The following is a 26,503-nucleotide window of genomic DNA, read 5'->3' as shown; positions in this document are numbered from 1 at the left end:
GGGGGCCGCTCCCACTGGGTAGGAGCGGCCCCCAGGCCGCGGCGAATAACACGCCGATCGCGCCCTACATCGGGCCACGCGCGCCTTTGTAAATTACTTGCCCGCGCCGCTTCGGGGCTCTCACTGCGATAGCCTAGAGCGCCTTCTGCGGCGTCGTCGGGGTGACCGTGGGGCCGGTCGAGGGGCGTCGTCGGCGAATCGTGGTCCCGGCTGGGTAGTGCCGGGCGATTAGCCCGGACAGCGCTCAAAGCGCCAAGATCGCCAGGTGTTTATCACCACGGTGTGATCCGGATGTTAGCGGCGGTTAGACGATGCACCCAGCGGGTGATCTGGCGGCTGGATCGCCCCGCGCGTGACGCTTGGGCGTGGGTAATGGCGGTATTTGGGATTACCGGTCGTGCGCAGATCTGGGTTTACGGTGCTCGCCCATCCGGCGGGACTATGCTCTCGGCGAGAGGAGTGCCGGGGGACTTTCGGCGCCATCCCGCGGGCCGCAGGGGTATGCCGATGAGCAGTGTGAGGCTCGCCAGAAATGATATCGGCCCGCCTACTGAACTCACCGCCACCCGAGTGAACAGGGCAGCCGCGAGACATTAGACGGGCCGACGTTGAGCCAGCGTTTACTATCTATTGCAGACCACAATGGAACCGCTTAGATAAATCAAATTACCAGTCCTTGTTCGCCAACTCAGAGGCCATCATCCCTAATGGCCAACAGTACTGCTTACTTCCAGGCGAAGCCCGGCAGGGACAGCACAAACAGGTGGATCGCGATGGCGACCACGAAAACCGTCAGGAACCAGGGCAGCAACCACGTGGAAGGATTGACAACCAGCCAAATCTTCCAATCGTCATCGGGGTTCTTCGGCTTTGCGATGTTTTGGGCCATTTGAGTTACCTCAGAGAATTCAGTTTAAAACCAGGGCTTGGAGGCGAACACCAACAGGTGCGCAACGGCGGCCAGGCCGACGAACGCACTGTAGGTCACCTTGAACTGCTCATGAAATTCTTTTGCTTGGTCGGGAGTCATTTCTCTCACCTTCGTTTCGGCTTGCTTCGGCGCGGGCGCTGCCATTTTCGGCGCAGCCGGGCGTGGATCGGCCATTCTGGGTTCCGCCATCGGTTTTGCCTCTGGTCGGTTATCTTGACTATGCCGCTTTGCCATTATCGTTCGGCGTGGCGGATACCGCCGCTACCGACGTGCTCAGCCAGCCGGGGTGGGGGCAACGGCAGCAGCCGGGGCTTCCACGTAAACCACTGGGTGCTTGTGGTTGGTCCAGGCACGGCCAGGAATCGAGAAAGCGACCTGATGGATCAGAATCGCCAGGACGGTCAGGGCGATGAAGATCGGGATCAGAAAGGTGGAGGGGTTGATGACCTGCCAGATCAGGTAATCTTGCTCTTTCGCGTTTTGTGCGTACTCGAAAGGCGACCGGTGGAAAGGAGTAGCCATTTGTTTTACCTCTAAGTGAGAGTCAGGGTGTTTCGGAAGCTAACGCTTCAGAACCACGGCTTGGAGGCGAAGACCAGCAGGTGCGCAACGGCGGCCAAGCCGACGAATGCGCTGTAGGTCACCTTGAACTGCTCATGAAACTCTTTTGCTTGGTCAGGCGTCATAATAGACCTCCGTAGGGGTTAGCAAACGTCCGCTGCCGACTATTCGACGGCGGGGTATCGTGGCAAGTGATGCCGCGAATCCTGGTGGGCAACTTGGCGTTTGGCCCGGGGGCGTCTCGTCAGGTGCCGTTCGATGGGTGTCATCTTAGCCTGACACAAAAGATTGTCAAGCAGAAGATACACTGCGACCTGAAAAAATTCGGCGGCGTGACTTTCTACAGGAAATTATCTTTAAGAACAATTGGCTATGCGCTAGCTGGTGTGGCCAACCGCTTGCCCCTGATTGCCCGCGCGGTGTGGCGTTCAGTCGAAGGGCCTGGCATACCGGTGATTCCTGCCACGCGTCGGCACCGAATCTGTTTCCCGCTGGGGGAGGGGGGCAGTCGCTGGGCGACGTTAGGGCGCTCAGCGTCCGTTTAAGGGGTTAGGCTTCCTGCGCCAGCTGCGTGTGTCCGACCGATGTGGTCTGGCGTCGCAGAGCCTGAACAGAGCCAAGACTGACTCTGGATGCCTTGTCGAGGGCCGAGCGTGTGCGCGACGCCCCCTTGTGTGTTGACGGGGGGGCAGTCAGAGTAATCTGACCGCCCCCCCTTCCTCCTCATGTCCTCGTGTCAGGATCTGGGGAGGCGATCATCGATCAATGAAAACCACGGCCCGGCAGATGGATGGCGTAGTTGTGAACGATGAGGGCGATCGCCAGCACGGCGATAAAGATCGGGACCAGCCACGTGGACGGATTGACCACCAGCCAGAACTTCCAATCGTCGTCCGGGTTCTTCGGCTTTGCGATATTTTGGGCCATTTGAGTTACCTTGACGTGCTGCGATTAGAACCAGGGCTTGCTGGCGAAGACCAACAGGTGGGCAACGGCGGCCAAGCCGACGAATGCGCTGTAGGTCACCTTGAACTGCTCGTGGAACTCTTTTGCTTGCTCGGCTGACATCTGATTCACCTTGGGTGCGGCCGGCGTGGGCGCGGCCATCTTGGGGGCGGCCGGCGTGGGCGCGGCCATTCTCGGTTCCGCCATCGGTTTAGCCTCCGGTCGAGTGTCTTGCCGATGCCGCTTTGCCATTATGTGTCAACCACCTGGCGCGGCGGCAATCGCCATGACAGCCCGATCAGCCAGCGACAGCCGGGGCAGCAACGGGCGCCGCGACGGCGACCGGGGCAGCAACCGGCTTGGCGAAGCCACGGCCGGGCAGGTTGATGGCGTAGCTGTGGACCGTCAGGGCAACGATCAGCACGGCGAAGAAAATGGGCATCAGCCAAGTGGACGGGTTGACGACAACCCAAAACAGGTGGTCTTGCTCGCCGGGCTTGTAGTCAGGAATGGAGCGATGAAAAGCCATTTGAATTTACCTTTGATTAAGTGAGTGGGTTACGGAAGCGGAGCTTCAGAACCAGGGCTTGGAGGCGAACACCAACAGGTGCGCAACGGCGGCCAAGCCGACGAACGCGGAGTAGGTCACCTTGAATTGCTCGTGGAACTCTTTTGCTTGTTCAGCAGTCATGATAGGCCTCATATACAGGGCAGTTGAAAACCGCTGCCGACGATTCGGCGACGGGGTTTGCGGCAATGAACGCCGCGAGAACGAGCGGTCTGTAACGCGGTAGGCTTGATGGCCTGGGTGCAGTGCAGAACGTGAGTGTCATCTTAGCTTGACAGCGCAGGATGTCAAACAAAAAGTACATCGTTAGCAAGTAGTGCCATAAGCAAGAGCCCAGCTTAGGGCCATAATCAGGGCACCATGCAGGCCTGCTATTGACATTCATGATTGGCGATGTCGCGCTGAAACGGGCCATTTTGTGGTTCCCAAGGTAGTGCCATAAACGCTTGCAACGGACGCTGCCGGTCGGTAGATATTTACGGACCTTTACCAACTGCCGCTTGCTTCTCGCCGACCTCGGGGGCAAGCTATAAAGATGTATATCCGCCGCACCCTCACGCGCACCTTGGACACCGGGGCGCAGTATTTCAGCCACCGACTGGTGCGCAGCGAGCGCGTCGGCGGGCGTGTGCGCCAGGTCACTTTGCTGAACCTGGGGACGGATTTCTCGCTGGGTTCGACCCAGTGGCAGGCGCTGTGCTCACGCATTGAAGACCTGCTCGCTGGACACGCTGCCCCCGGGCCCACGCAGGATGCGCCGGTGGTGGAGTTGGAGGCGCAGCGGGTGGCCGCGCTGTTGCTGTCACGCCAATCTCGGGCGTCCCCGCAGGACGAGGCGCGGGCGCTGGAGTCGGTCGATCTGGGTACCCTGGAGTTGACCTGCGCACGCTCGGCGGGACTGGAGCAGGTGGCGCTGTGGGCGATCGGGGAGCTGCGCTTGGCCGAGCAACTGCAAGCCCTGGGGATGCCGCAGCGTCACAGTGCGGCGGCTTTGGGTTTGATCGTGGCGCGGATGGCGGGCGCGGCGCGGGCCACTCCTGCCTGGTTGGGTGAACGCAGCGCGCTTGGGGAGATGCTCGGGGTCGATTTCCAGGCGTTCGGTCCGCTGGTGCTGAGGCGCGCCGCTGAGGGGTTGCTGACTCACCGTAAGGCCCTGGAGGCGCACCTTCGTGCCCGGGTCCATGACCTGTTCGGGCCGCCAGGCGCGGAGCTCGTCTACGACCTGACCAACGCCTGCCTACAAGCCGCGCCGGGGGATGAGGCCAGGGCGCGCGGCGATGGCCCGCCCGTGACTCTGGGGCTGGTCGTCGACCCGCGCGGCTTCATTCATGGCTCGGCCCACTTTGCCACCGAGGTCGCAGCCGGTAAGCCGCTGAAGCGGATGCTCGCCGGGCTCGGTGCCCCCCCCGGTGCGCTGGTGGCGATCAACCGGGACGCGGCCAGCGCGGCCAACCTCGACTGGTTACGGGCGAACGGCTACCACGACCTGTGCCGCGGCGAGACCGGCTGGAGTCCGCCGCGGTGGGGGGGGGTCGGTGATGTGCTCACCGATCTGGAGTCCGTGTTTGCCAGTCTGAGGCCCGGGCCGCGTCTGGGTCCGGTCGAGCACGCCGCTGAGGGACGTGACGCCGCCCAGTTGTTCATCACTGCCCTGGCCTGCCAGTGCGTGCAGCTCATACGCCGTCGGCTGGCTGCCAATGACATCCATGTCAACTGGTCGATCGTGCGCCAGGTCCTCGCGGGCCAGTGCCGGGTGACCGTCAGCGTCCGTCGTGACGATGGACGCGCCTTGCATGTGCGCCAGGCCACCCGTGCCGATCCCGACCAATTGGCCATTTTCCAGGCACTGGGTATTGATCCGGCCCCGGGTGGGGTACAGAAAACCATCATTTAGTTCAGCGCCCGCCCGGGGCGCTGAGCTCCCCCGAGATGATTCCGATCGTTAGCTTGCCGGGTTTGTCAGGCCAAGATATTTCAGGATAAGGAACAGGGCGGCCGTGACGCCCAGGACGAGCGTCGTGACCTTGACCATGTAAAAGCCGAATGACATGGCGGCCCCCGCGAATGGCGGCGCATCGGCCGGGGTGCCGGCCTGAGCGTCGGTGTGCGCCGCGACGGGGCCCAGGGTGTAGGGCATGGTGCTGGCGACGCGGAAGGACACCAGGGCGGCGTCGTCCGAGTCCTTGTCGAGCACCTCGAATTCGCTGCCCACCCCGAGTCCGTACTCGGATGCGAAGGCGAGTGCAAAGGCCTCGAGGCCCTCACCCTCGCCCTGGTGCTCCCAGGCCTTCGGACGATCGGGCCAGGTTCTCTTTGCGGCATATCTCATCGAAAATTCCTCTTGATATAGGTCGGCGCCGACGGCGCCCAGACAGTGTTTAAAGGTTGGCGCGGCTGTCGATGTGGCCCTGCGCCACGTCCAGCAGTATCCCCTTGATGAGCTCCCGGCAGGCGTCTTCCCGGTCATACAATTTACCGCGCCGGGCCGCGCTGAAAAAACGCGCTAATTCCCGCTGCTGCGGCAGGCTCAAGGCCTCGGTGAACCCCTTGGCCGGGATCGGCCTGTCCGCTACCCGGTCCGGGGCCTCCTCGTCGGCCGCCTGGCGTCCGTGCGACCAGTTCATCGCGCGGGCGCTGTAAAGGATGATCCGATCGAGCAGTATAAACGGGAACTTGGGGTTGGAGACCGGGCCCACGGTGAAGCGCTGGGTGCCGGCGTCTTTTTCGATATTGAGCTTGGCCAGGGCGTGTCCGCCCATATAGCCCAATGCGCCGCCGGCGGCCGCCCCGAGGAAGGCCGCTGCACCGAGGGAACTCCCCGCGGTGGCGAGGTCGATGGTGGCCCCGGAGGCGGCCCCCGCGGCGATCCCGGCCATGGCGAGTTGCCCCCGGGAGATCCCCAGCGCCTTGCTGACCTCCTGCGACAGCAGGTCCTGGCCGAGGATCGAGTCCGGGGCCAGGTTCCAGACGTTGTGGCGAAAGTTGGCGCGAACCTGCTCCTGGGCCTTCCGCTCCAAGGCCCGCAGGCCGTCACCGAAGGCCTGCATGACCTGGGTCTTGGCCCGCGCCTGGCCGCTCCTGAAGACCAGTTGGGCGTTCTTGATGCATTGGCTGTAGCGGTAACCGAGGCTTTCGCGCAACAGATCCAGGATGGTCGTCGCGGCTTGGTCGGTGCGACGCTCCCAGTCGCGCGCGAAGGCGTCGATCGTCTGTTCCAGTCGGGGCTCCCAACGCTGGTCAATGTTTTTCAGTGCGCTCAATAGCTTGATGCGTTCGGCATAGGTAGCCCGATGGGCATTGAACTCGCGTACCGAGTTGAACGCCTTGTTGAGTGTGTCCTGCCACTGGTTCAGGTGGCGTGGCTGGTTGGTGAGGTTGTTCAGGATCGCCATGCGCGGGCGCGCGGTCAGGCGCAGCAGTTCGATCTCGATGCGGTCTTTCTCCTTGATGCGTTTGGAGCCGTCCACCACCAGGATGATCCCGGCCCCGGCGCCGACCGGCGCGAGCAGGGCGCAGTCATGGGCGAAGAGGGGGTCATCGCGATGGGCCTGCACGAAGGCCCCGGCCAGATCCGGCAGGTTGGCGTGCCCCTGGAACCACTCCAGGATCGCGCTGGGGTTCTGAAAGCCCGGGGTGTCGATGAACTCGATGACGGTCTGGCCGTCGATGATCACCGGGTAGATGTCGGACTCGGTGGTGGTGCCGGCCCGTTTGTCGATGGCGATGCAGTCGTTTTCGGTGAGGGTCGCGACCACTGAGGACTTGCCCGCGTTGGGGTGCCCCATGATTGCCAGTCGGGGGATGTCAATCTCACGCGCCATCATGCCTCTCCTGCGCCGTCGGCGGGGGTCAACTGTTCCAGGCGCAGATAGGGATCGACCAGTTGGTCGATCTTGCGCCGCCAATCGGTGAAGTCGAAGGCACGGATCGGCGGCAGGGGGTCGTCGTCCTGTGGATCGCCGACCAGGGCCAACAGGATCTGGGCCTGGGTCCCGGCGGCCGCACGCAATTCGCGCAAGAAGCGCAGGTTCTCGGTAATCGGTGGTTGAGACCCATCCATGATGAGCGTGACGCGCGCCGGCGGTGCCTGCCAGCGTTGTCCCTCGACCCAGTTCACCACGCTGGCGGTCATGGCGCTGCCGGAGCCGAAGGACGCGGACGCGGCGACCTGCCAGCCGGTGAGTGCCCGGACTAACTCCGCCAGGTGGGGCCGGTCGGACGCCTCGATCAGTTCGTCCACGTCGAGCTGAACCAGGAGCAGGCAGGCATCGGCGGCGATGCCGCCGGGCACCTCGCCGCCGCCAAGTTCCACGGGTAGCGCCGCAGATGGCAGTTCGGTCTCCGGGGGGCGCTCAGGTTCGGGCTCAGATTCCGGTTCCGGTAAAGGCGCCGGCGCGGGCTCGTGTGCTGGTTCCGGGTCCGGTAAAGGCTCCGGTTCGGGCTCGTACGCAGGTTCCGGGTCCGGTAAAGGCTCCGACGCGGACACGGGTGCTGGTTCCGGATCCGGTAACAGCGTCGGCTCGGGCTCCGGTTCCGGCTCGGTCACCGGGTTGAGCGCGGGCTCCCGCGCTGGCTCCAATGCGGGTTCCGGTTCGGGCGCAGTGTCCAGTTCGACCACAGCGTTGAGCGCAGGCTCCTGTTTTGGCTGCGGTGTTGGTTCAGGCACCGGGTCCGGCACGGGTCCCGGTTGCGGTGGCACTACGGCCGCGGGTGCAGGGGACCGCGCCGGTTCCGGTGCTGCGCTCCGTTCGGGTGTGACCTCGCGGGCCGCGCCTAGGGGGGGCGTCGTTGTCACCGGCGCGGTCGGGGTCACCGCGGCCCTGATCGCGGACCCCGTGATCGGCCGTGCCAACGGGCCATGGTGCGTCACGGGTGCCGGGATCGGCATCTCCGGTCCATGTCCACCCCCGTGGGTGGCGATGGCGACCTTCGGTGTGAGCAGTCGGGCATAGAGGGCCTGGGTGCGGCCTTGGGTGAAGGGTAGCCGCTCCAGTAAGTGCCGCTGGGTCAGGAGCGAGGCGCCGAGCAGCAGGAGTCGCGGCAACAGGCCATAGGTGCAGACCGCGAGTACCAGAAACCAGCGCCACGAGCGCAGATGGCCAGCGTCGAGCAGGAACAGTGGGTCCTTCAGCAGGATGCGCGAACCGGCTACCTGCTCCAGGGTCGGATACCCGATCCCTTCACCGAACAGCCAGCCCCAGGGCCAGGCGACGGCGCGCGCCAGGTCATGGATGAACGCCGGGGTCAGGTCCAGCGCGGTGCCCCAGCCGAAGGCGAGATCGGTGAACCATTCCAGGGCGACGGTCGTCACGATCACGCCGACATTGAAGGCGACCCCGAACACCTGGGCCGGGATCAGCATCGGCAGAAAGGAGACGGGCCCATAGAGTGCGTACTGGGAGCGCAGCCGACCGACCTGGCTGGCGGTGCGGTCGTTGACCTCCTGGTGCGTGGCCGCGAGGTGTTGACGTAACAGCCAGTGGCTGACCCGGGTCACCAGGGGGCGGATCAACCGTCCGAGCAGGGTGATGTCCTGGGCCACCCGGTCGACCGGCCGCGAGTGGCGTACCAGCCAGCCGAGCGTGGCCCCGCCGATCATCAGGAACTGTACGAATACCAATAAAAACAGGTACCAGGCCACATTGATGGGCCGCAGGCCATCGTAGCTCAACAAGGCGGAGGCCGCGCCGCTCCCGATCAGGACCCCGAGTACCGCCAGGCCCAGCGTGGTGAGTCGCTGAGCCTGCGTGAACGTGCTGCCGGGTAACAGCAGACGCTGTTCCGGACGCTCCGCAGCGCGGCGTTCGCCCAGCCACCGCCGCAGGCTCAGGCGCCGGTGCGCCGTGGTATGGTGCGCCGTGGTGCCGAGCGCCGGTGCGATCTGCTCCAGATAGAGTGTGCGGTCGCGCTGCGTCAAGGCGTTGCGGGCCGCCGGGCTGGCATGGAGTGCTTCCTCGTCAACGCCAAGGTAATACTCGAGGTCGATGAGGTCCGCGACCGTCCAACGGTCGTTCTCCCGGCCGTCGGTCGCGCCGTCGTGGGTCGAAGGGTCTGAGTGCCCGGGGTTCATGGCGGTGATGTTGCGCTATATGATCGAGAAAGTAGGAGGGGTTCCCCTGCGCTGCGCCGCGCCGCGGTTACCGCCAGTTCGAGCGCGGCGACCAGGCTGCCGATCGCGGCGCCGAAGACGATCGCCCGTGTTCTTGACCTGGCAAATGACATGATGGGGGGGAAATGAATTGACTGGGTAGGACGGAATGTCTATTTTACATGACACACGCGAGTGTCAACCAACAAATACAGATCACTCTAAACCTTGTCGACATAGAGGGCTAATGAACCATGGATCCCACGCAGCGTATTGAGCAGGCACTGGATGCGGCCATTGTCTCCGCCCAGGGGCCGGGTTGCCCCCCCGGCTTCGCCCAGGCCTTGCGGTACGCGGTGTTCCCCGGTGGTGCCCGGATCCGCCCGCGCCTGTGCCTGGCCGTCGCCTGGGCCTGCGGCAACAGCGACCCGGAAACCACGGATGCCGCCGCCGCGGCCATCGAACTGCTGCATTGCGCCTCGCTGGTCCATGACGATCTGCCCTGCTTCGACGACTCCACCCTGCGGCGCGGCCGGCCATCGGTCCACTGTGCCTACGGGGAGCGGCTGGCGGTCTTGGCCGGGGATGCGCTGATCGTACTCGCTTTTGAGATCGTCGCGCGGCGGATCGTCGCGGCGCCGGACAACGTCAGTCGGGTGATGGCCACGATCGCGCGCTGTACTGGCGCGCCAGTCGGTATCTGCGCCGGTCAGGCCTGGGAGTGCGAGTCCGACGTCGTGTTGGAGGACTATCACCGCGCCAAGACCGGGTCGCTGTTCGTGGCCGCCACCGTGGCCGGGGCCGAGTCCGTGGGGGCGCCGACCGAGGCCTGGCGCCTGGTCGGCGAGCGCCTGGGCGAGGCCTATCAGGTGGCCGACGACTTGGGTGATGCCATGGCCTCCAGCCGGGAAATGGGCAAGCCGCTGGGGCGCGACAGCTCGCTGGGACGGCCCAACGCGGTCCAGGAGTTGGGGATCGAGGGGGCCGTGCGTCGGCTCAAGGATTTGGTCGCGAGTGCCACCGATGCCGTTCCCGCCTGCCCGGGAGCGCCCGCACTCCAGGCCCTGATCGCCGCCGAGTCCCGGCGCATCCTGCCCGAAGAACTCGCGCGGCTGGCCGCCTGACGGTCCCCGCCGGGCGCGCACTGGGTTGGCTGGCGCTGCCAACGCTGGCGTGCTGGTGCGCACAGGTCGCCGCGTGCGCCTGCTGATCGCCGCTCCCAGACAAGGTAGGTGTCAATACCGGTTGACATTCGATGCAGTCAGGCTAGACTGACACCAGTTCCGCGGCCCCTTGGCCACCCTCGCGTTCCTGACGATCGAGCATCGCAAGTGACTATCACAACCACCGCCGTGGTCTTCGCGCAGCCCGGGCAATTAAGCCTCGAGCAGCTCGAGCTCACCCCTCCCGGACCGGGAGACGTGGTGGTTGAGATCGACTGGAGCGGTATCAGCACCGGCACCGAGCGACTGCTCTGGACCGGGCTCATGCCAAGTTTCCCGGGGATGGGCTATCCCCTAGTCCCGGGGTACGAGTCGGTGGGTCAGGTGACGGCGGCAGGCGCTCAGTCCGGGCGGCAAGAGGGCGAGACGGTGTTCGTGCCAGGGGCCAATTGTTACGCGTCGGTGCGCGGACTGTTTGGTGGGGCGGCGGCGCGTGTCGTGGTCCCGGGGGCGCGGGTGGTGCCGATTGCCGCGGGGATGGCCGAGCAGGGTGTGTTGCTGGCGTTGGCGGCTACCGCCTGCCACGCGGTGGCGGCGCAACTGCCGCAGCTCATCGTCGGGCACGGGGTGCTCGGGCGGTTGATCGCGCGCATCGCCTCATTAAAAGGTGAGGAACCGCCGGTCGTGTGGGAGACGAATGCGGAACGTGCGCAAGGCGCTCTGGGCTACCAGGTGCTGCACCCGGACGCCGATCCGCGGCACGACTACCGCGCCATTTGTGATGTCAGTGGCGATGCCACGCTGCTTGATCGCCTGATCGCCCGGCTGGCCCCGCAGGGCGAGATCGTCCTGGCGGGCTTTTACCACGAGCCCTTGGCGTTTTCGTTTTCGCCGGCCTTCAAGCGCGAAGCGCGCATCCGGGTGGCGGCGGAGTTTAAGGAGCCCGACCTGCGCGAGGCCAAGGGTCTTGCGGAATCGGGAGCGTTGTCGCTTGACGGCCTCATCACCCATCGCCATCCGGCGCGGGAGGCCGCGGCGGCCTATCGGACCGCCTTCGGCGATCCCAGTTGCCTGAAGATGATCCTCGACTGGAGGCCCGACGCATGACTATCCCGACCGGCCAGACCAACCCCGTGCTCGCCCAGCGCGAGCAGGGCGATGGCCACAGTGGCTCCGGCCGGCCCGTGAGCGCCCCCGCGGCCGCGCCGACCCCTGCGTCTGCGCGTTCCACACAGATCATCGCGATCTACGGTAAGGGCGGGATCGGCAAGAGTTTCACCCTAGCGAACTTGTCCTACATGATGGCCCAGCAGGGCAAGAAGGTGCTGCTGATCGGTTGCGACCCCAAGAGCGACACCACCACCCTGCTCTTCGGCGGGCGGGCGACCCCGACCATCATTGAGACGTCTGCCGCCAAGAAGGCCGCCGGTGAGCCGGTGCGGATCGGCGACGTCTGCTTCAAGCGTGATGGCGTCTTTGCCATGGAGTTGGGTGGGCCTGAGGTCGGCCGTGGCTGCGGCGGGCGCGGCATCATTCATGGCTTTGAGATCCTGGATAGCCTGGGTTTCCACGAGTGGGACTTCGACTATGTCCTGCTCGATTTCTTGGGCGACGTGGTGTGTGGTGGCTTCGGTCTGCCGATCGCGCGTGACCTGTGTCAAAAGGTCATCGTGGTCGGCTCCAACGACCTGCAGTCGCTCTATGTCGCCAACAATGTGTGCAACGCCGTCGACTATTTCCGTAACCTGGGCGGTAACGTGGGCGTGGCTGGTATGGTGATCAACAAGGACGACGGGACCGGCGAGGCGCAGGCCTTTGCCAAGGCTGTCGGCATCCCGGTGCTGGGCTGCATCCCCGCCAACGAAGAGATCCGTCGTAAGAGTGCTAGCTATCAGATCGTCGCTGAGCCCGGCAGTACCTGGGGGCCGCTGTTCGAGGCGCTGGCACTGAATGTTGCGGAGTCCCAACCGCAGCGCCCCAAGCCACTGACTAACGAGGGTTTGCTGGATCTCTTCAAGTCCGACGACGTGGGGCGCCATGTGGTCCTGGAACCGGCGACCATTGAGGATATGCGCGGCCAGTCCTACGCGCCCAAGCCGTCACTCGAAGTCATTTACGACGACGCCTGAGACGCGACCGGTCAGGTTCCGATAACAATATAAACTCCAGGCACAGAGCCCACAAGCCCAATGACCCAGACCCTGAGCAAGTTCGCTGACACCAACGACTCCGATCGCCCTATTGGGGCGCCGGACGGGTTGGGTGTCGTGCGGCCAGTGGTACTGGGCGCGACCGGCCAGCTCTCAGGTGAGCCCGAGGTGCGGGTCGCCGGTGCCCACGATCAACCCCAAAGCATGTGCCCCGCCTTCGGCGCCTTGCGCGTCGCCTTGCGGATGCGGCGCACCGCGAGCGTCCTGGTCGGCTCGGCCTGCTGTGTCTACGGGCTGACCTTCACCTCCCATTTTTATGGGGCGCGGCGCAGTGTCGGTTACGTCCCTTTCGACTCGGAGACCCTGGTCACCGGCAAGCTCTTCGAGGACGTGCGCGAGGCGGCCTATCAACTCGCCGACCCGGAGCGCTACGACGCCTTAGTCATCATCAACCTGTGCGTCCCGAGTGCCTCCGGGGTGCCGCTGCGCCTCCTGCCCGAGTCGATCAACGGTGTGCGCATCATCGGGATCGACATCCCCGGATTCGGCGTCCCAACCCATGCCGAGGCCAAAGATGTGCTGGCCGCCGCCATGTTGCGGCGGGCCCGTCAGGAGGCGGAGCAAGGTCCGGTGCAGGCCCCGCGTGGCGGGCGCGCGACGCGACCGACCGTCGCCTTAATCGGTGAGATGTTCCCGGTCGATCCGGTGACCCTGGGCATGTTGCTCGAGCCCCTGGGACTGGCCGCCGGGCCAGTGCTGCCGACCCGTGAGTGGCGTGAGCTCTATGGTGCGCTGGCGGGCGTCGCCGCCGCCGCCATTCACCCCCAGTATACCGGTGTCTGTAACGAATTTGCCGTCGCTGGGCGGCCCGTTGTCGGCTCCGCCCCGGTCGGGTACGAGGGCACCGCCGCCTGGTTGGAAGGGATCGCGGCCGCCTGCGGCGTCAGTGCCGCCAACCTGGATGCCGCCAAGAACCGCTGGCTGCCGGCCACCCGGCAGGCGCTTGCCGGGGCGCCGATCAAGGGGCGGATTACGCTGTCGGGCTACGAAGGCTCCGAGCTGCTGGTCGGTCGCGTGTTGGTTGAGAGCGGCGCCGATCTGCGCTATGTGGGCACCGCCTGCGGGCGTACGCCGTGGTCCCAACAGGATTGTGAATGGCTTCAGTCCAAGGGTGTGCGGGTGCAATACCGTGCAACCCTCGAGCAGGACCTGGACGCCATGGCCGAGTTCGCACCCGACCTAGTGATCGGGACCACCCCGGTGGTGCAAAAGGCCAAGGAGGCCGCAACCCCGGCACTGTATTTTACCAATCTGATCTCCGCGCGGCCGCTGATTGGGCCCGCCGGTGCCGGCTCGCTGGCACAGGTCATCAACGCCGCCTTGGCCAGTCGTCCCCGTTTCGATGCGATGGACGCCTTCTTCGGTGCCGCCCATGGGCTCCCCGTGGCCCTGGGTACCGTGCGAGCCGCGACCGGAAAGGGGGCCTGACAGCATGTTGATTCAAGACCTGGATCGGGCGGGCGGCTACTGGGGTGCCGTCTATGCCTTCGCCGCCATCGACGGGCTGCAGGTGATCATCGACGGCCCGGTCGGCTGCGAAAACCTGCCGGTCACCGCGGTGCTGCATTACACCGATGGCCTGCCGCCGCACGCCCTGCCCGTCGTCGTGACCGGGCTGGGTGAAGAAGAGTTGGGGCAAACGGGGACCGAGGCAGCCATGCGTCGGGCGCATGCGACCCTGGACCCGAATCGGCCGGCGGTCGTGGTGACCGGGTCGATTGCCGAGATGATTGGCGGCGGCGTCATCCCCAACGGCAAGAATATTCAGCGCTTCTTGCCGCGTACTATTGACGAGGACCAGTGGCAGTGTGCGGACCGGGCACTGTTCTGGCTGTTGACCCAGTACGGACGCCCCGCCACCGCCAAGTCCGCGGCCGCCATCAAAGTGCGCAAGAGCGGGAATAAGCCGCGGGTCAATATCGTGGGCGCCATGTACGGCACCTTCAATATGTGGTCCGATCTGGCCGAGGTGCGACGCTTGATCGAGGGTATCGGCGCCGAGGTCAATCTGGTCTTCCCCTTGAGTTGTACCCTGTCGGAGATCCCGCGGCTGCGTGAGGCGGATGCCAGCGTCTGTCTGTACCGTGAGTTCGGCCGCCTATTGTGCGAGGCGCTGGACCAGCCTTACCTCCAGGCCCCGATCGGACTGCACAGCACCACCCGTTTTCTGCGCACCCTGGGTGAACTGCTGGGGCTCGACCCGGAGCCCTTTATCGCCGATGAGAAGCGCACGACGCTGGCCCCGATCTGGGACCTGTGGCGCTCCGTCACCCAGGATTTTTTTGCCACGGCGAGCTTCGCGGTAGTGGCGACCGAGACCTACAGCCGCGGTCTGCGGCACTATCTGTCTGACGAATTGGGGCTGCCCTGCAACTTTGCCCTCGCCCGCCGCCCCGGGGTCAAGCCGGACAACGATGCCGTGCGCCGCCAAGTCCAGGAGCGTACCCCGCTGATTCTGTTCGGCAGCTATAACGAGCGCATGTATCTCGCCGAAATCGGCTCCCGGGCCGCCTATATCCCGGCGTCGTTCCCGGGGACGATCATCCGTCGGCACACCGGCACGCCGTTCATGGGTTACTCCGGGGCGGCCTATCTGGTGCAAGAGGTCTGCAATGCACTCTTCGATGCATTGTTCCATATCATCCCGTTAGGTTCTGATCTGGACCGCACCGACCCCACGCCGGCCCGCGTCTACGAGGAGCTTGCCTGGACCGATGAGGCCAAGGTCGCCTTGGACGCGGAATTGGAGAGCCAGCCGGTGCTGGTGCGCATCTCCGCCGCCAAGCGCTTGCGCGACGCGGCCGAGCAGGCCGCGCGCAAGGCCGGTGAGTCGACCGTGACGCTGGAACGGCTGCGCCGTGTACAAGGTCGGCTGCCAGAGGCCACGCCGGCATGATCAGGTGCCAACCAGTTTCCCGCGACGTGATGGCCGGCATCCGCTTGGGCGCCGCCCGCACGAGCGCACAGTCCCTAGCATTTGAACCCGTTTATCGGTGCGAAACCGCACAGGAGTCGCCGCGATGACCACGCTCACCCAGACCTCCGCCCTTTGGGCGCAGGAGCGCCGCCAATATCGTCTGATCTTTGCGCTGAGCTTTGCTGTCATTGTGGTGATTGCTTTTTTGGCGCGGCTGCTGCCGTTACGCCTGCGTCCCTGGCCACCGGTGGGTGACGCGCACCTGTCTTTGATCGCCGAGGCGCGCGCGGTGACCCAGCGGGTCCTGCCGTTCGCCTTTCTGTGACGGGCCGCGAGGCAACGTCAGCGCCTGGCGGATACCGGGCAAGAAGCGAGATGCGTCGAGTGACGGGTCTCATCTGATTCGCGCGGTGACGCGCGTTAACGGCCGCAAGGCCATTTTCATGATCTGGAGGTAAATCTCATGGCCGACAACACTAAGGGTCTGACTGGACTCTCCGATGACGAGGCGAAGGAGTTTCACGGCGTCTTCCTGTCGAGCTTCACCGGCTTCGTCGGGGTCGCGGTGGTCGCCCACATCCTGGCCTGGGCCTGGCGCCCCTGGCTGTAGTCCCACGACCGTCAACGTCACATCAACTGATTAGGAGTTACACAAATGGCCTCATCCGCTCAAGCTGACATGTACAAGATTTGGAAGATCTTCGACCCCCGTCGTGCGCTGATTGCGCTCTTCGGATTCCTGGGTGTGCTCGCCGTCCTGATCCACCTGATCCTGCTCAGCACCGCCAACTTCAATTGGCTCGACACCGCCTACGCCACCCCGCCGCTGTCCAACGCCGGCAAGCCGACCCCGGTCTACGTGGTCAAGCCGGCCCCGAAGGCTGCGGTCGCAGCCCCGGCCGCGGCGAAGCCAGCCGCCGCCCCGGCTCCGGCCGCGGCGAAGGCCCCGGAAGCGGCGAAGCCTGCGGCCGCCCCGGCAGCAGCGGCCGCCCCGGCAGCGGCGGCGCCTGCGCCGGCAGCAGCCCCGGCCAAGTAGCGTCCACCGCCAAGGGCAGCGGACGGGAGGCCAGTACATTCGCTCCCGTCCGCCACTGGACACCGTGGGGATGTTGCCGCAACGGCAACTCCCGACTAGAGGGTTGAACCATGGCCATGCTGAGCTTTGAGAGAAAATATCGCGTTCGTGGGGGAACGCTGATCGGCGGAGACCTTTTTGACTTCTGGGCGGGGCCGATCTACATCGGCTTCTTTGGCGTCACCGGGTTTTTTTGCGCCGTGCTGGGTACTCTATTGATTGTTTGGGGGGCGGCCATGGGGCCGACCTGGAATCTGTGGCAGATCAGCATCGCGCCGCCGGACCTGAGCTACGGGCTCGGGATGGCGCCGCTTGCAAAAGGCGGTCTGTGGCAGATCATCACCATGTGCGCCATCGGCGCATTTGTTTCGTGGGCGCTTCGCGAAGTGGAGATCTGTCGCAAGCTGGGTATCGGGTTCCACGTGCCCTTCGCCTTCAGCTTTGCGATCCTCGCCTATATCACGCTGGTGGTGATTCGTCCGGTCCTGTTGGGGGCCTGGGGGCACGGCTTCCCGTACGGCATTCTCAGTCATCTGGACTGGGTGTCGAACACGGGTTACCAGTTCCTGCACTTCCATTACAACCCGGCGCACATGCTCGCGATCGCGTTCTTCTTCACCAACGCCCTGGCGCTGTCCATGCACGGGTCGCTGATCCTGTCGATGGTCAATCCGCCGAAGGGTGAAGAGGTGAAGACGTCCGAGCACGAGAACACCTTCTTCCGGGATGATGTCGGCTACTCCATCGGTGCCTTGGCTATCCATCGCCTGGGCCTGTTTCTGGCTTTGTCCGCCGTCTTCTGGAGCGCCGTGTGTATCGTCATCAGCGGTCCCTTCTGGACCCGCGGCTGGCCGGAATGGTGGATGTGGTGGCCCAACCTTCCGATCTTCGGCTGATCCAGGAGTACCACTATGGCTGAATACCAAAACATCTTTACCGCGGTGCAAATCCGTGGCCCGGCCTATCCTGGGGTACCCCACGATGAGGGTCAGCGCGATCGGATCGGCAAGCCGTTTTTCAACTATTGGGTAGGTAAGATTGGCGATTCCCAGATCGGGCCTATCTACCTAGGCACAACCGGTGTGTTGTCGGTGCTCTGCGGCTTTATTGCGCTGTTTATCATCGGCTTTAACATGGGGGCCTCGGTCGGCTATAGCCCCATGAAGTTCTTCCAGCAGTTCTTCTGGTTGGCGTTGGAGCCGCCGAATGCCGAGTATGGTCTGCATATCCCGCCGTTGGCCAAGGGTGGGTGGTGGCTGATCACCGGCTTCTTCCTCACCACGTCGATCCTGCTGTGGTGGGTGCGTACCTACCGTCGGGCGGTTGCCTTGGGGACGGGTACGCACATGGCGTGGGCCTTCGCCTCGGCGATCTGGCTATATCTGGTGATCGGCTTTATCCGTCCGTTGCTGATGGGTTCCTGGTCCGAGGCGCCGCCGTTCGGGATCTTCCCGCATCTGGATTGGACGTCCGCGTTCTCCATTGCCTACGGCAACCTGTACTACAACCCGTTTCACATGCTCTCGATCGCCTTCCTGTATGGCTCGGCTTTGCTGTTTGCGATGCATGCCGGCACCATCCTGTCAGTCACCCGGTACGGTGGTGATCGCGAAATCGACCAGATCGTGGACCGCGGCACCGCCGCCGAGCGCGCCGCACTGTTCTGGAGATGGACCATGGGCTTTAACGCTTCCATGGAATCGATCCATCGCTGGGCCTATTGGTTCTCGGTGCTGGTCGTGATCACCGGCGGAATCGGAATCCTGTTGACGGGCACGGTGGTCGACAACTGGTATCTGTGGGGTATCAAGCACGGGTTGGTGCCGCCGTATCCAATCACGGGCGTGCCGGTTCCCGATCCAGCCTCACTCCCGGGAGCACTGTAATGAGAACCATGTTGTTTGCAAAGCATAAGGCGCTGCCGTTGGCGGCCGTCGGCATCGCCTTGCTGATGGCCGGGTGCGAGGGTCCGCCACCGCAAAGTACACAGTATCCCTACAGTTACCGGGGGGTTGGCCAGAACGCCTTCGTGAATCCGCGCATTCTCGCCAAGTTGCACGAGGCAAATGTTGCGCCGGAGTCGCTGGCGCCCGCAGTGCCGATCCCGGTGGCTGCCGGCTCTGTGTATCAGAACCTGCAGGTGCTGGGGGACGTGTCTATCACTGAGTTCACCCGCCAGATGTCCGCTATTGCCGAGTGGATTGTGCCGAAGGATCAGTGGGTCAATGGTCAGGGCTGTGTCTACTGTCACGACCTGAATAACATGGCGGCCGACACGAAGTACCAGAAGGTCGTCGCGCGCTCCATGATCAAGATGACCAAGCGTGCCAATGTGGACTGGCAGGCGCACGTGGCGCCCACCGGCGTCACCTGCTACACCTGCCATCGGGGTCAGCCGATACCGAAATACGTCTGGACGACGAATCCGGGTGAAAAGCCGCATACCAGTGGCTATGTCGGCAATCAAAACCGGCTGTCTGCGGTGACCGCCTACACGTCGTTGCCCTTCGATCCGTTGACCACTTACTTCGACAAGGAGGCCGTGATCGCGTTGACGCCGCCGACGGCGGTGGCACCGTTCCACCCGAAGACGGTCAACACCAAGAACGCGGAAGGAACCTACGCGCTGATGAACTACATCTCCAGGTCGCTGGGGGTCGGTTGCAATCACTGCCATAACAGTCGTCAATTCGCTGATTGGGCGCAGAGCTCACCGCAGCGGGTGAAGGGCTGGTACGCGATCCGGATGGTGCGGGAGGCGAACAAGAACTTCATTCTGCCGCTGACCGATATCATTCCGGCAGTCAATAAGGGCCCCTTGGGTGATCCCAAGCGGATTGGCTGCGAGACCTGTCACCAGGGTGTCAACAAGCCGCTGTTCGGTGCCGAGATGGCAAAGGACTACCCGGCCCTGCTGACGCCACCGGCGACGGCACCCGCGGCCCCGGCAGCAGCGCCTGCGGCGGCCGAGCCGGCGCCGGCTCAGGTCGAGGCAGTTCCCGCGTCCGAGCCCAAAGTGACCGGGCTGGCCGGGACCGCGGCAGGGGTGATGTAGGTAAGGCTGACGCCAGCGCGGCGCGCCGGGGCACTAACCTCGGCGCGGCCCCGCGTCTATAATGGGCCAAAGTCTTAAGGAGCGCGGATCGGCCGATCGGGTCCGCGTGGGGGGGCGCCGGCGTTTGATGCGGCGGAGATCGGATTCATACGGTCGTGACCGCCGAGGTCACGGCAATTTCAGGTCGCACAAAGTGCGCAACATCGGCCTTCACGGCCATCTTGATACTAGAGGGTAATTCCATGGCTGAGAACAAGAGCACTGGCCTGACGGGCCTGACGGACGACGAGGCAAAGGAGTTCCACGGCGTTTTCCTGTCGAGCTTCGGCGGCTTCGTCGGAGTTGCGGTGGTCGCCCATATCCTGGCTTGGGCCTGGCGTCCCTGGCTGTAACAGCCCAGCGATCCCTACCGTCACTGCAACTGATTAGGAGTTAAGACTAATGGCTTCATCTGCACAAGCAAATATGTACCAGATCTGGAAGATCTTCGATCCCCGTCGCGGCCTGATCGCGCTGTTCGGCTTCCTCGGCGTGCTCGCCGTGCTGATCCACCTGATCCTGCTCAGCACCGCCAACTTCAACTGGCTGGCAACCGCCTACGCCAAGCCGCCGGTTTCGCGTCCGGCCGTGGTCGCGGTTAAGGTCGTGGCGCCGGTTGCGGCCCCGGCAGTGAAGAAGTAGAGACCAGTTCTGCGCAGCGGCCCGGCCTGGCTCGGCTACGAGCGGGCGGGGCTGCTGCGTCGACGGGTTTCGGCGCAGACCATTTGCGTCCGGAGCGTCTGACAGGACCTCCGGTTTTTTTTTTGCAGAACGGTTATTCCGCCTGGTTTAGTGCTTAGGTTCTCTGTCGCTTTGGAGATGACAACGTGAAGGCAGCGATCGTCCCACCGTCCCCGAACGGCCCGTACGGGCGGCCCGGGCAGCAGGACGCCGTGGAGCGGGTCATCCTGGTGGATGGCGACGACCGCCCCCTGGGTGACGGAGACAAGTTGGAGGTGCATCGGCTTGGGCAGCTCCATCGGGCCTTTTCTATTTTTATATTCAATGCTAAGGGCGATGTGTTGCTGCAACGCCGGGCGGCGGGCAAGTATCACTTCGCCGGGCACTGGTCGAACAGTTGTTGCGGCCACCCCCGTCTGGATGAGCCGACCGCCCGCGCGGCGGTGCGACGCCTCGGTGAAGAACTCGGCTTTCAGACGCCGCTCAATGAACAGATGCAATTGATCTATCGTGCGGAAGACCCCCGATCAGGGCTTATCGAACATGAATATCTACATGTCTTTCGCGGGCGCTATGGCGATGATCCCCGGCCCGATCCTGCGGAAGTGGGTGCTTGGCGCTGGAGTTCGGTCGACGCCGTCAGGCGTACCCTCGTGAAGTCACCACACCTGTTCACCCCTTGGTTTCGACTGATTGCCGAGCGCGTCTTGGATGGCGCCCTGGCGCAATGACCTTGGCCCATTGTGTCCGGACGGAAAGAGCCAAATGAAGATTATTACCCGAACGATCACTCTCGCGACCACGCAGCCGATCCAGTTGATCGATATCACGGCGCAGGTGGTGGGTGTGTTTGAGTCTACCGGGCTGTGCGACGGACTGCTCAGTCTCAGTTCACCCCACACCACCGCCCACATCAATCTCAACGAGCGTGAGCCGCAGCTGCAGCAGGACATGCTGGACTATCTTGCCGGATTGGTACCGCGTGACGGCGCGTACCGTCACAACCGCGAACCAATCGACGGCCGGGATAACGCCCATGCCCACCTGATGGGACTTTATATGAATGCGACCGAGACCATCCCCGTGGCCGACGGTCGGCTGCTGCTGGGCGGCTGGCAATCGATATTCTTCGTTGAGCTGGATGGGCCGCGGACACAACGCCAGGTTCAGCTGCAGTTTCTCGGCCGATGACGCCCGCTGACCTGCCCAGCTTTTTTGCCCGCCGTGAGGACCTGAACGGGGCGGACTTCATTGAGCTCGACTACGCCTTCGAGTGCTATGGTGACCCGCGCATGGCCGCCGCGCACCTGTGCAGCGAACAATCTACCGCCCAATGGCACCGGGTCGGGATCGATGAGGACTACCGACCCCGTTTTGGTGCCAAGGTGCTTGATCTACAGATTGAGGGTCACCGCCCCGCGCCGAGCTATGCGACCGGGGCGACGACGGGTGCGGCCGCAGCGGGCGAGGTTTCGGTCTGTCGCGTGACCATTGCCCACCCCCACGGCAACTTCGGCCCGCGCATTCCCAACCTGCTGTCCGCGGTGGTCGGCGAGGGCGTTTTCTTCGTTCCTGGCATCCCGCTGATCAAGCTCCTGGACCTGCGGATGCCGGACGGCTTTCTGAGCGCATTCCCCGGCCCGCGCTTTGGCATTGAGGGTATCCGCGACCTGCTCGGTGTTCATGACCGCCCGATCTTCTTCGGCGTCATCAAGCCCAACATCGGACTCCCACCGGAGCCTTTTGCCGAACTCGCGTATGAGGGTTGGGTGGGCGGTCTCGACGTGGCCAAGGACGACGAGATGCTGGCCGATGCCCCGTGGTGTCCATTGGCGGAACGCTCGGCGCAGCTCGGCGCGGCGCGCCGGCGCGCCGAGGCGGCCACTGGGGTGACCAAGGGCTATATGGCGAATGTCACCGATGAGGTCGACCGGCTGATCGAGCTCCACGACCTGGCCGTCGCCAATGGCGCAAATATGCTGCTGATCAACGCCCTGCCGGTGGGCTTGAGTGCGGTGCGCATGTTGAGCCGGCACACCCGGGTCCCGCTGGTCGGGCATTTTCCTATGATCGCCGCCCTGAGTCGGCTGCCCGGTTACGGGATCCACACCCGGGTCATCACCAAGCTTCAGCGACTCGCCGGGCTCGACGCTATCGTCATGCCCGGCTTTGGGGGGCGCATGGGGATGGACGAGACCGAGGTGCTGGAGAGCGTCGCTGCCTGTACCGATCCGTTGGGTCAACTGGCCCGCAGCCTGCCCATTCCAGGCGGGAGCGATTGGGCCGGCACCTTGGAGGGCGTTTACCGACGGGTGGGCAGTATCGATTTCGGCTTCATTCCGGGGCGCGGTGTATTCGGGCATCCCATGGGGCCCACGGGCGGGGCGGTGAGTCTGCGCCAGGCGTGGGATGCGATTGCCCAGGGGGTTCAAATCGACGAATACGCACAAACCCATCCGGAACTGAGCGCCGCCATTGACGCCTTCGGGGGCAGAGGTTAGCGAGCTGCGAAGCGCAACGCCCGACACCACTTCGACAGTCGAGCGGGTGCCGGACAATTGGACAGGATTTCTCAGATTAACAGGATTCTTGGTTGGGGCCTGTCCCACCAACACTTCCTGTTAATCCTGTCTATTTCTTCGGTTCATGCCGGCTCTCAAGTGCTAGTAGGATCGATGCTTCGCTCCACTAGGCTGCCGGCGGCTCCCCTTGATTCTGGGCCGCGCAGTCCTGCCGTGCACCCCGGTCGGTGCCGGGGTCTTGACGCAGGGCAGCGCGTTGGAAGGACCAGAACCAGAACAGCAGACCGACGACCAACAGGAGTTCGATCAGTCCGGACAGGCTATGGTCCTGCATCGCGTGGCTTCCTCAATCAATGGACACAACAGCGGACAGCGAGGAACGCATCCCGGTGTATTGCAGACGGCGCTCGCGGTCGCGCTCCTCCAGCCGCTGGAACAGGTCCGCGACGAACAAGACACGACTCGCCACCGTCGCCGGCTGATCGACCTCGATAGGCCGGATCGGCGTCAGCACGCCCTGGGGGTTGATCGATACGGGGTGGATCAATGATCCAAGCGGCTGGGCCTTGACCGCCTCGACTAAGAAGCTGGTTTCAGCCAACGCCGGCAAGGGTACGGGCCGCCGGGGCAGGGCGGCGAACAATACCCGCGGGAGCAATTGTGCCTTGCGGCGGGGCGAAACGACGGCGCGGCTACCGACTGAATTCATACCCCGGCGACCGACCTCGTGACCGATTTCGGCATAGAGGTGGCGGGCTGCGCCGATGCCGGCCCGGCAGTGCAACGGCAGGCCGCCGATCCCCTGATCGGCGCGTGCGTACAACGCTTCAGCGGCCTCCAGCAAGCGCGACACCACGCGCCCGAGGGCGGGGCTCCAGACCGGGCTCGCCAGCCAGGCGTCCGGGTCCAGCCCTTCTTCGCGCAGCCATTCACGGGGCAGGTAGAGGCGGCCGTTGGCGGCATCCTCACCCACGTCGCGGGCAATGTTCGACAGTTGCATCGCCACGCCCAAGTCACAGGCGCGGGCGAGCAGATCGGGGTCACGCACACCCATCAGCAGCGTCATCATGGCGCCGACGGTCGCGGCCACCCGGGCCGAGTAGTCATAGACCGAGGAAAGGTCTTCGTAACGACGACCCTCCGCGTCCCACGCAAAGCCTTCAATCAACGCATCCAATAGAGTACGGGGAACAGCGAACTGGTGGACCACATCGGCCAAGGCGCGGTCCGCGGGGATCTCCATGGGGCGGCCGGCGTAAACGGCATCGAGCCGCTGACGCAGTGCGAGCACCGCCTCATGCGGGCGCGTGGCCAGATCGATCTCGTCATCGGCGACCCGGCAGAAGGCATAGAGGGCCGTGGCCGGTTGATAGACCCGTCGTGGCAGCAACAGGGACGCGGCATAGAAAGAGCGCGAGCCGCTGCAGAGCAGGTCGCGGCAGGCGACCTGGTCCGCGGGGGTCGAGAATCGCAGGTTAAGCGAAGGTTGACGCATCGGGCACCACCGTATCGAGTACACGGGCGGAAGAAATGACACCGGGTACCCCGGCGCCGGGATGGGTCCCCGCTCCCACCAGATAGAGGTGACGCACCTCCTCGCTGGCGTTGTGTGGACGGAACCAGGCACTTTGCCAGAGCACGGGCTCCAGGCTGAAGCCGGCGCCCTTATAGGACAGGAGCCGGTTTTGGAAATCGAGCGGTGTGGTCACTTTGGAGGTGACGACATTCTCGGATAGCCCCGGCAACAGGCTCTGCTCCAGATAGGCGCAGACCGCCTGACGGAAGGGCTCGGCCTGGGTTGTCCAGTCCGTCCCGCTATCCAGGTGCGGGACCGGCGCCAGGGCATAGAAGGTGTCGCACCCCGGGGGCGCCACCGAGGGGTCGGTGGCGGTGGGGCGGTGCAGGTAGAGGCTGAAATCCTTGGCCAGTACCTTGCGTTTGAAGATGTCTTGCACGAGCTCTTTGTAACGCGGCCCCATCAGGATGGTGTGGTGCAGCACGTCCTGGTATTGGCACTTGGTGCCGAAATACCAGACGAAGAGCCCATTGGAATACTGCGAGCGCTTGATCCGCCAGTCCGGCCAGTGGTGGCGCTTCACGGAAGGGATCAGGTTCTTATACGTCGTGGCCGGGTCGACATCGGAGACAACGATGTCGGCCGCGATCTCCTCACCGTTCGCCAGGCGGACCCCGCGAACCGTGCGGTTGGCGGTCAGGATCTCAGCCACCTGCGCCCCGCAGCGGACCTGATTGCCCTGGCCCTCGATCAGCCCGACCAGGCCCGTCACGATGGCGCCGGTACCGCCGATGGTCGAATGCACCCCCCACTCGCGCTCCAGGAAGGAGATCAGGGCGTAGATCGAGGTCACCGTAAACGGATTGCCCCCGATCAGCAGTGGGTGGAAGGACATAATGGTCCGCATCCGCTCGTCCTTGATATAGGACGACACCAGGCTGTAGACGGAGCGATAACTCTGAAGCTTCATCATGGCCGGGACGATCCGCACCATGTCCATGACGGAGTTGAAGGGCTTGTCGGCGAGTTGCTCGAAGCCCACCCGGAAGATCGCCTCGCTCTTTTTCAGGAAGCGCTCGTAGCCGTCCAGGTCCCCGGGGGCGAAGCGCCGGATCTCGGCGCGAATCCGGTCCCGGTCGCCGCTGTAGTCGAAGTGTTCCCCGTTATCGAAGCGGATGCGATAAAAGGGCTCCATCGTCCGCAGCTCGACCTCGTCGGCGAAGCGCTTACCGCACAGCGCCCACAGCTCGTCGAGCAGGAAGGGGGCCGTGATGATGGTGGGGCCGGCGTCGAAGCTGAAGCCGTCCTGGTGGTGGACGTAGGCCCGCCCGCCGGGGGCATCGAGGCGCTCCAGCACCGTCACCCGGTAGCCCCGCGCGCCGAGCCGCACCGCCGCGGCCAGACCGCCAAAGCCGCTGCCGATGATGACTGCGTGGGGCTGACGACCATGGGCAGTGGTCGGGGAGGCTTTACCGGGGGCGACTGTCAACTTAGCTATACTCTGCGGGGTGTCAAGATTGGTTGACAGTATACCACCCAAGGCCCGCTTGTTGCCTGATTTTGGCCCGCAAAGGTCTGGCGTGACGGACCCGAATGCACTTGCGGTGGGAGCGGCTTCAGCCGCGACGGGTGGCTGCACGCGCGACGCCTCGGTCTGAGGACCGTCGCCGCGCAAGTCGAGCCCACGGGCTGTGCTTGCGCCTAGCGATCATCGAGAAAACGGCAGTAATGAATCTCACACGGTTGCCATCCCACAGCAAGGACCTGCGCAAAGGCCGCGTCTCCGAGCGGGGCCGCGCCTACCACCTGTGCGCGTCCCTGGCCGACAACCGCCCGCTGTTCGCCGATTTCCAACTGGGTCGCGAGGTCGTCCACGCCATGCGCGCGCTGCATGAGTGTGGTGACGTGGAGAGCCTTGCCTTCGTCGTCATGCCCACCCACCTGCATTGGCTGATCGTGCTCACCGGCGAGTGTGGGCTCGACCAGGTGATGCAGTCCGTGAAGGGCGGTTCCGCGCGGCGGATCAACCAACGCCTGGGGCGTACCGGGACGCTGTGGGAGGACGGCTACTTCGACCACGCCCTGCGTAACGACGAGGATTTGCGCGCGGTGGCCCGTTACATCGTCGGCAATCCGCTGCGCGCCGGTCTGGTGCGGCACGTGGGCGACTATCCTTTGTGGGATGCCAAATGGCTCTAGCCGATCACGTTGACCCGTCGCGGCTAAAGCCGC

32 protein-coding genes are annotated in these 26,503 nt (G+C 64.4%); 18 read left to right on the top strand and 14 right to left on the bottom strand.

Going from position 1 to position 26,503, the window contains the following annotated elements; all coding sequences use genetic code 11:
* Positions 1 to 724: 724 nt before the first annotated feature.
* The 8 genes from pufA (QZY44_RS12250) to pufB (QZY44_RS12215) all read right to left on the bottom strand — a co-directional run bounded on the left by pufA (QZY44_RS12250) (position 725) and on the right by pufB (QZY44_RS12215) (position 3,128).
* Positions 725 to 889, bottom strand: coding sequence for a light-harvesting antenna LH1, alpha subunit (gene pufA / locus QZY44_RS12250; RefSeq protein WP_295446580.1), 165 nt, complete (start codon positions 887 to 889; stop codon positions 725 to 727).
* 24 nt (positions 890 to 913) lie between these two features.
* Complete coding sequence (pufB, locus tag QZY44_RS12245; protein ID WP_295389068.1) at positions 914 to 1,030, bottom strand: light-harvesting antenna LH1, beta subunit; 117 nt, start codon at positions 1,028 to 1,030, stop codon at positions 914 to 916.
* Positions 1,031 to 1,204: 174 nt separating this feature from the next.
* Complete coding sequence (gene pufA, locus QZY44_RS12240; protein ID WP_295446578.1) at positions 1,205 to 1,453, bottom strand: light-harvesting antenna LH1, alpha subunit; 249 nt, start codon at positions 1,451 to 1,453, stop codon at positions 1,205 to 1,207.
* Positions 1,454 to 1,500: 47 nt separating this feature from the next.
* A complete protein-coding gene (gene pufB / locus QZY44_RS12235) occupies positions 1,501 to 1,617 on the bottom strand; it encodes a light-harvesting antenna LH1, beta subunit (RefSeq protein WP_295389068.1) in 117 nt (38 codons plus the stop codon).
* A 637-nt stretch (positions 1,618 to 2,254) separates the two neighbouring features.
* Complete coding sequence (gene pufA, locus QZY44_RS12230; RefSeq protein WP_295446576.1) at positions 2,255 to 2,419, bottom strand: light-harvesting antenna LH1, alpha subunit; 165 nt, start codon at positions 2,417 to 2,419, stop codon at positions 2,255 to 2,257.
* Positions 2,420 to 2,443: 24 nt separating this feature from the next.
* Positions 2,444 to 2,599 (bottom strand): light-harvesting protein, encoded by a 156-nt coding sequence (locus tag QZY44_RS12225; protein WP_295446584.1) that lies wholly within the window; start codon positions 2,597 to 2,599, stop codon positions 2,444 to 2,446.
* Positions 2,600 to 2,735: 136 nt separating this feature from the next.
* Positions 2,736 to 2,966, bottom strand: a complete 231-nt coding sequence (pufA, locus tag QZY44_RS12220; protein ID WP_295446574.1) for a light-harvesting antenna LH1, alpha subunit — start codon at positions 2,964 to 2,966, stop codon at positions 2,736 to 2,738.
* A 45-nt stretch (positions 2,967 to 3,011) separates the two neighbouring features.
* Positions 3,012 to 3,128, bottom strand: coding sequence for a light-harvesting antenna LH1, beta subunit (gene pufB / locus QZY44_RS12215; protein WP_295446572.1), 117 nt, complete (start codon positions 3,126 to 3,128; stop codon positions 3,012 to 3,014).
* A 412-nt stretch (positions 3,129 to 3,540) separates the two neighbouring features.
* Here pufB (QZY44_RS12215) and QZY44_RS12210 point away from each other — a divergent pair, with 412 nt between their 5' ends.
* Positions 3,541 to 4,899 carry a hypothetical protein gene (locus QZY44_RS12210; protein WP_295446570.1) on the top strand — a complete coding sequence of 453 codons (1,359 nt, stop codon included), beginning with the start codon at positions 3,541 to 3,543 and terminating at the stop codon, positions 4,897 to 4,899.
* A 48-nt stretch (positions 4,900 to 4,947) separates the two neighbouring features.
* On the opposite strand, the gene QZY44_RS12205 is transcribed toward QZY44_RS12210, so the two are convergent.
* Genes QZY44_RS12205 through QZY44_RS12195 form a run of 3 tightly spaced genes read right to left on the bottom strand, consistent with a single transcriptional unit; the run spans position 4,948 to position 9,075 of the window.
* Positions 4,948 to 5,334 carry a hypothetical protein gene (locus QZY44_RS12205; RefSeq protein WP_295446568.1) on the bottom strand — a complete coding sequence of 129 codons (387 nt, stop codon included), beginning with the start codon at positions 5,332 to 5,334 and terminating at the stop codon, positions 4,948 to 4,950.
* A gap of 49 nt (positions 5,335 to 5,383) precedes the next feature.
* Complete coding sequence (locus QZY44_RS12200; RefSeq protein ID WP_295446566.1) at positions 5,384 to 6,826, bottom strand: GTPase/DUF3482 domain-containing protein; 1,443 nt, start codon at positions 6,824 to 6,826, stop codon at positions 5,384 to 5,386.
* Positions 6,826 to 9,075, bottom strand: coding sequence for a DUF2868 domain-containing protein (locus QZY44_RS12195; RefSeq protein WP_365304157.1), 2,250 nt, complete (start codon positions 9,073 to 9,075; stop codon positions 6,826 to 6,828). Before QZY44_RS12195 ends, QZY44_RS12200 begins: the two co-directional genes overlap by 1 nt.
* A 272-nt stretch (positions 9,076 to 9,347) precedes the next feature.
* Here QZY44_RS12195 and QZY44_RS12190 point away from each other — a divergent pair, with 272 nt between their 5' ends.
* The 16 genes from QZY44_RS12190 to QZY44_RS12115 all read left to right on the top strand — a co-directional run bounded on the left by QZY44_RS12190 (position 9,348) and on the right by QZY44_RS12115 (position 22,734).
* A complete protein-coding gene (locus QZY44_RS12190; protein WP_295446564.1) occupies positions 9,348 to 10,217 on the top strand; it encodes a polyprenyl synthetase family protein in 870 nt (289 codons plus the stop codon).
* A gap of 207 nt (positions 10,218 to 10,424) precedes the next feature.
* Entirely contained in the window at positions 10,425 to 11,363 is a 939-nt protein-coding gene (bchC, locus tag QZY44_RS12185) for a chlorophyll synthesis pathway protein BchC (protein WP_295446563.1), read from the top strand.
* The gene (locus QZY44_RS12180; RefSeq protein WP_295446562.1) at positions 11,360 to 12,385 is read left to right on the top strand and encodes a chlorophyllide a reductase iron protein subunit X; all 1,026 of its coding nucleotides are present in this window, start codon (positions 11,360 to 11,362) and stop codon (positions 12,383 to 12,385) included. The genes bchC and QZY44_RS12180 overlap by 4 nt, the downstream gene beginning before the upstream one ends.
* A 60-nt stretch (positions 12,386 to 12,445) precedes the next feature.
* A complete protein-coding gene (bchY, locus tag QZY44_RS12175; RefSeq protein WP_295446561.1) occupies positions 12,446 to 13,894 on the top strand; it encodes a chlorophyllide a reductase subunit Y in 1,449 nt (482 codons plus the stop codon).
* 4 nt (positions 13,895 to 13,898) lie between these two features.
* Entirely contained in the window at positions 13,899 to 15,362 is a 1,464-nt protein-coding gene (bchZ, locus tag QZY44_RS12170) for a chlorophyllide a reductase subunit Z (protein WP_295446559.1), read from the top strand.
* A gap of 124 nt (positions 15,363 to 15,486) precedes the next feature.
* Entirely contained in the window at positions 15,487 to 15,708 is a 222-nt protein-coding gene (locus tag QZY44_RS12165; RefSeq protein WP_295446557.1) for a hypothetical protein, read from the top strand.
* 138 nt (positions 15,709 to 15,846) lie between these two features.
* Positions 15,847 to 15,993: a light-harvesting antenna LH1, beta subunit gene (gene pufB, locus QZY44_RS12160; RefSeq protein ID WP_295446555.1), complete on the top strand. Its 147-nt coding sequence runs from the start codon at positions 15,847 to 15,849 to the stop codon at positions 15,991 to 15,993.
* Between the two features lie 45 nt (positions 15,994 to 16,038).
* Positions 16,039 to 16,419, top strand: coding sequence for a light-harvesting antenna LH1, alpha subunit (pufA, locus tag QZY44_RS35770; RefSeq protein ID WP_365304149.1), 381 nt, complete (start codon positions 16,039 to 16,041; stop codon positions 16,417 to 16,419).
* A 110-nt stretch (positions 16,420 to 16,529) separates the two neighbouring features.
* Entirely contained in the window at positions 16,530 to 17,354 is an 825-nt protein-coding gene (gene pufL / locus QZY44_RS12150; RefSeq protein WP_295446554.1) for a photosynthetic reaction center subunit L, read from the top strand.
* A gap of 15 nt (positions 17,355 to 17,369) precedes the next feature.
* On the top strand, positions 17,370 to 18,344 hold the full coding sequence (gene pufM, locus QZY44_RS12145) for a photosynthetic reaction center subunit M (RefSeq protein ID WP_295446552.1): 975 nt from the start codon (positions 17,370 to 17,372) through the stop codon (positions 18,342 to 18,344).
* Positions 18,344 to 19,513 (top strand): photosynthetic reaction center cytochrome PufC, encoded by a 1,170-nt coding sequence (pufC, locus tag QZY44_RS12140; protein ID WP_295446549.1) that lies wholly within the window; start codon positions 18,344 to 18,346, stop codon positions 19,511 to 19,513. Before pufM ends, pufC begins: the two co-directional genes overlap by 1 nt.
* Before the next feature lie 242 nt (positions 19,514 to 19,755).
* Positions 19,756 to 19,905, top strand: a complete 150-nt coding sequence (gene pufB / locus QZY44_RS12135; protein ID WP_295446547.1) for a light-harvesting antenna LH1, beta subunit — start codon at positions 19,756 to 19,758, stop codon at positions 19,903 to 19,905.
* A 73-nt stretch (positions 19,906 to 19,978) separates the two neighbouring features.
* Complete coding sequence (pufA, locus tag QZY44_RS12130; RefSeq protein WP_295446545.1) at positions 19,979 to 20,194, top strand: light-harvesting antenna LH1, alpha subunit; 216 nt, start codon at positions 19,979 to 19,981, stop codon at positions 20,192 to 20,194.
* A gap of 185 nt (positions 20,195 to 20,379) precedes the next feature.
* Positions 20,380 to 20,964 carry an isopentenyl-diphosphate Delta-isomerase gene (gene idi / locus QZY44_RS12125; RefSeq protein WP_295446544.1) on the top strand — a complete coding sequence of 195 codons (585 nt, stop codon included), beginning with the start codon at positions 20,380 to 20,382 and terminating at the stop codon, positions 20,962 to 20,964.
* Positions 20,965 to 20,998: 34 nt separating this feature from the next.
* Positions 20,999 to 21,424: a secondary thiamine-phosphate synthase enzyme YjbQ gene (locus tag QZY44_RS12120; protein WP_295446542.1), complete on the top strand. Its 426-nt coding sequence runs from the start codon at positions 20,999 to 21,001 to the stop codon at positions 21,422 to 21,424.
* Complete coding sequence (locus QZY44_RS12115; RefSeq protein WP_295446540.1) at positions 21,421 to 22,734, top strand: RuBisCO large subunit C-terminal-like domain-containing protein; 1,314 nt, start codon at positions 21,421 to 21,423, stop codon at positions 22,732 to 22,734. Before QZY44_RS12120 ends, QZY44_RS12115 begins: the two co-directional genes overlap by 4 nt.
* Positions 22,735 to 22,921: 187 nt before the next feature.
* Here QZY44_RS12115 and QZY44_RS12110 read toward each other — a convergent pair whose 3' ends face one another.
* Genes QZY44_RS12110 through QZY44_RS12100 form a run of 3 tightly spaced genes read right to left on the bottom strand, consistent with a single transcriptional unit; the run spans position 22,922 to position 25,760 of the window.
* A complete protein-coding gene (locus QZY44_RS12110; protein ID WP_295446538.1) occupies positions 22,922 to 23,089 on the bottom strand; it encodes a hypothetical protein in 168 nt (55 codons plus the stop codon).
* A 12-nt stretch (positions 23,090 to 23,101) separates the two neighbouring features.
* Positions 23,102 to 24,250: a phytoene/squalene synthase family protein gene (locus QZY44_RS12105; protein ID WP_295446536.1), complete on the bottom strand. Its 1,149-nt coding sequence runs from the start codon at positions 24,248 to 24,250 to the stop codon at positions 23,102 to 23,104.
* On the bottom strand, positions 24,231 to 25,760 hold the full coding sequence (locus QZY44_RS12100) for a phytoene desaturase (RefSeq protein WP_295446534.1): 1,530 nt from the start codon (positions 25,758 to 25,760) through the stop codon (positions 24,231 to 24,233). Before QZY44_RS12100 ends, QZY44_RS12105 begins: the two co-directional genes overlap by 20 nt.
* A 239-nt stretch (positions 25,761 to 25,999) precedes the next feature.
* Between QZY44_RS12100 and QZY44_RS12095 the strand changes: the two genes are divergently transcribed.
* Positions 26,000 to 26,470, top strand: coding sequence for a transposase (locus QZY44_RS12095; RefSeq protein WP_295446532.1), 471 nt, complete (start codon positions 26,000 to 26,002; stop codon positions 26,468 to 26,470).
* The last annotated feature ends 33 nt before the right edge of the window (positions 26,471 to 26,503 follow it).

The organism is uncultured Thiodictyon sp., assembly GCA_903837595.1.
Classification (GTDB): domain Bacteria; phylum Pseudomonadota; class Gammaproteobacteria; order Chromatiales; family Chromatiaceae; genus Thiodictyon.
This window is presented reverse-complemented; position numbering and strand designations above follow the sequence as displayed.

Bases quoted from the DNA above. Each gene is read 5' to 3' on its own strand.
- pufA (WP_295446580.1), bottom strand. From the start codon at position 889: ATGGCCCAAAACATCGCAAAGCCGAAGAACCCCGATGACGATTGGAAG.
- pufB (WP_295389068.1), bottom strand. From the start codon at position 1,030: ATGACTCCCGACCAAGCAAAAGAATTTCATGAGCAGTTCAAGGTGACC.
- pufA (WP_295446578.1), bottom strand. From the start codon at position 1,453: ATGGCTACTCCTTTCCACCGGTCGCCTTTCGAGTACGCACAAAACGCG.
- pufB (WP_295389068.1), bottom strand. From the start codon at position 1,617: ATGACGCCTGACCAAGCAAAAGAGTTTCATGAGCAGTTCAAGGTGACC.
- pufA (WP_295446576.1), bottom strand. From the start codon at position 2,419: ATGGCCCAAAATATCGCAAAGCCGAAGAACCCGGACGACGATTGGAAG.
- QZY44_RS12225 (WP_295446584.1), bottom strand. From the start codon at position 2,599: ATGGCCGCGCCCACGCCGGCCGCACCCAAGGTGAATCAGATGTCAGCC.
- pufA (WP_295446574.1), bottom strand. From the start codon at position 2,966: ATGGCTTTTCATCGCTCCATTCCTGACTACAAGCCCGGCGAGCAAGAC.
- pufB (WP_295446572.1), bottom strand. From the start codon at position 3,128: ATGACTGCTGAACAAGCAAAAGAGTTCCACGAGCAATTCAAGGTGACC.
- QZY44_RS12210 (WP_295446570.1), top strand. From the start codon at position 3,541: ATGTATATCCGCCGCACCCTCACGCGCACCTTGGACACCGGGGCGCAG.
- QZY44_RS12205 (WP_295446568.1), bottom strand. From the start codon at position 5,334: ATGAGATATGCCGCAAAGAGAACCTGGCCCGATCGTCCGAAGGCCTGG.
- QZY44_RS12200 (WP_295446566.1), bottom strand. From the start codon at position 6,826: ATGGCGCGTGAGATTGACATCCCCCGACTGGCAATCATGGGGCACCCC.
- QZY44_RS12195 (WP_365304157.1), bottom strand. From the start codon at position 9,075: ATGAACCCCGGGCACTCAGACCCTTCGACCCACGACGGCGCGACCGAC.
- QZY44_RS12190 (WP_295446564.1), top strand. From the start codon at position 9,348: ATGGATCCCACGCAGCGTATTGAGCAGGCACTGGATGCGGCCATTGTC.
- QZY44_RS12180 (WP_295446562.1), top strand. From the start codon at position 11,360: ATGACTATCCCGACCGGCCAGACCAACCCCGTGCTCGCCCAGCGCGAG.
- bchY (WP_295446561.1), top strand. From the start codon at position 12,446: ATGACCCAGACCCTGAGCAAGTTCGCTGACACCAACGACTCCGATCGC.
- bchZ (WP_295446559.1), top strand. From the start codon at position 13,899: ATGTTGATTCAAGACCTGGATCGGGCGGGCGGCTACTGGGGTGCCGTC.
- QZY44_RS12165 (WP_295446557.1), top strand. From the start codon at position 15,487: ATGACCACGCTCACCCAGACCTCCGCCCTTTGGGCGCAGGAGCGCCGC.
- pufB (WP_295446555.1), top strand. From the start codon at position 15,847: ATGGCCGACAACACTAAGGGTCTGACTGGACTCTCCGATGACGAGGCG.
- pufA (WP_365304149.1), top strand. From the start codon at position 16,039: ATGGCCTCATCCGCTCAAGCTGACATGTACAAGATTTGGAAGATCTTC.
- pufL (WP_295446554.1), top strand. From the start codon at position 16,530: ATGGCCATGCTGAGCTTTGAGAGAAAATATCGCGTTCGTGGGGGAACG.
- pufM (WP_295446552.1), top strand. From the start codon at position 17,370: ATGGCTGAATACCAAAACATCTTTACCGCGGTGCAAATCCGTGGCCCG.
- pufC (WP_295446549.1), top strand. From the start codon at position 18,344: ATGAGAACCATGTTGTTTGCAAAGCATAAGGCGCTGCCGTTGGCGGCC.
- pufB (WP_295446547.1), top strand. From the start codon at position 19,756: ATGGCTGAGAACAAGAGCACTGGCCTGACGGGCCTGACGGACGACGAG.
- pufA (WP_295446545.1), top strand. From the start codon at position 19,979: ATGTACCAGATCTGGAAGATCTTCGATCCCCGTCGCGGCCTGATCGCG.
- QZY44_RS12120 (WP_295446542.1), top strand. From the start codon at position 20,999: ATGAAGATTATTACCCGAACGATCACTCTCGCGACCACGCAGCCGATC.
- QZY44_RS12115 (WP_295446540.1), top strand. From the start codon at position 21,421: ATGACGCCCGCTGACCTGCCCAGCTTTTTTGCCCGCCGTGAGGACCTG.
- QZY44_RS12110 (WP_295446538.1), bottom strand. From the start codon at position 23,089: ATGCAGGACCATAGCCTGTCCGGACTGATCGAACTCCTGTTGGTCGTC.
- QZY44_RS12105 (WP_295446536.1), bottom strand. From the start codon at position 24,250: ATGCGTCAACCTTCGCTTAACCTGCGATTCTCGACCCCCGCGGACCAG.
- QZY44_RS12095 (WP_295446532.1), top strand. From the start codon at position 26,000: ATGAATCTCACACGGTTGCCATCCCACAGCAAGGACCTGCGCAAAGGC.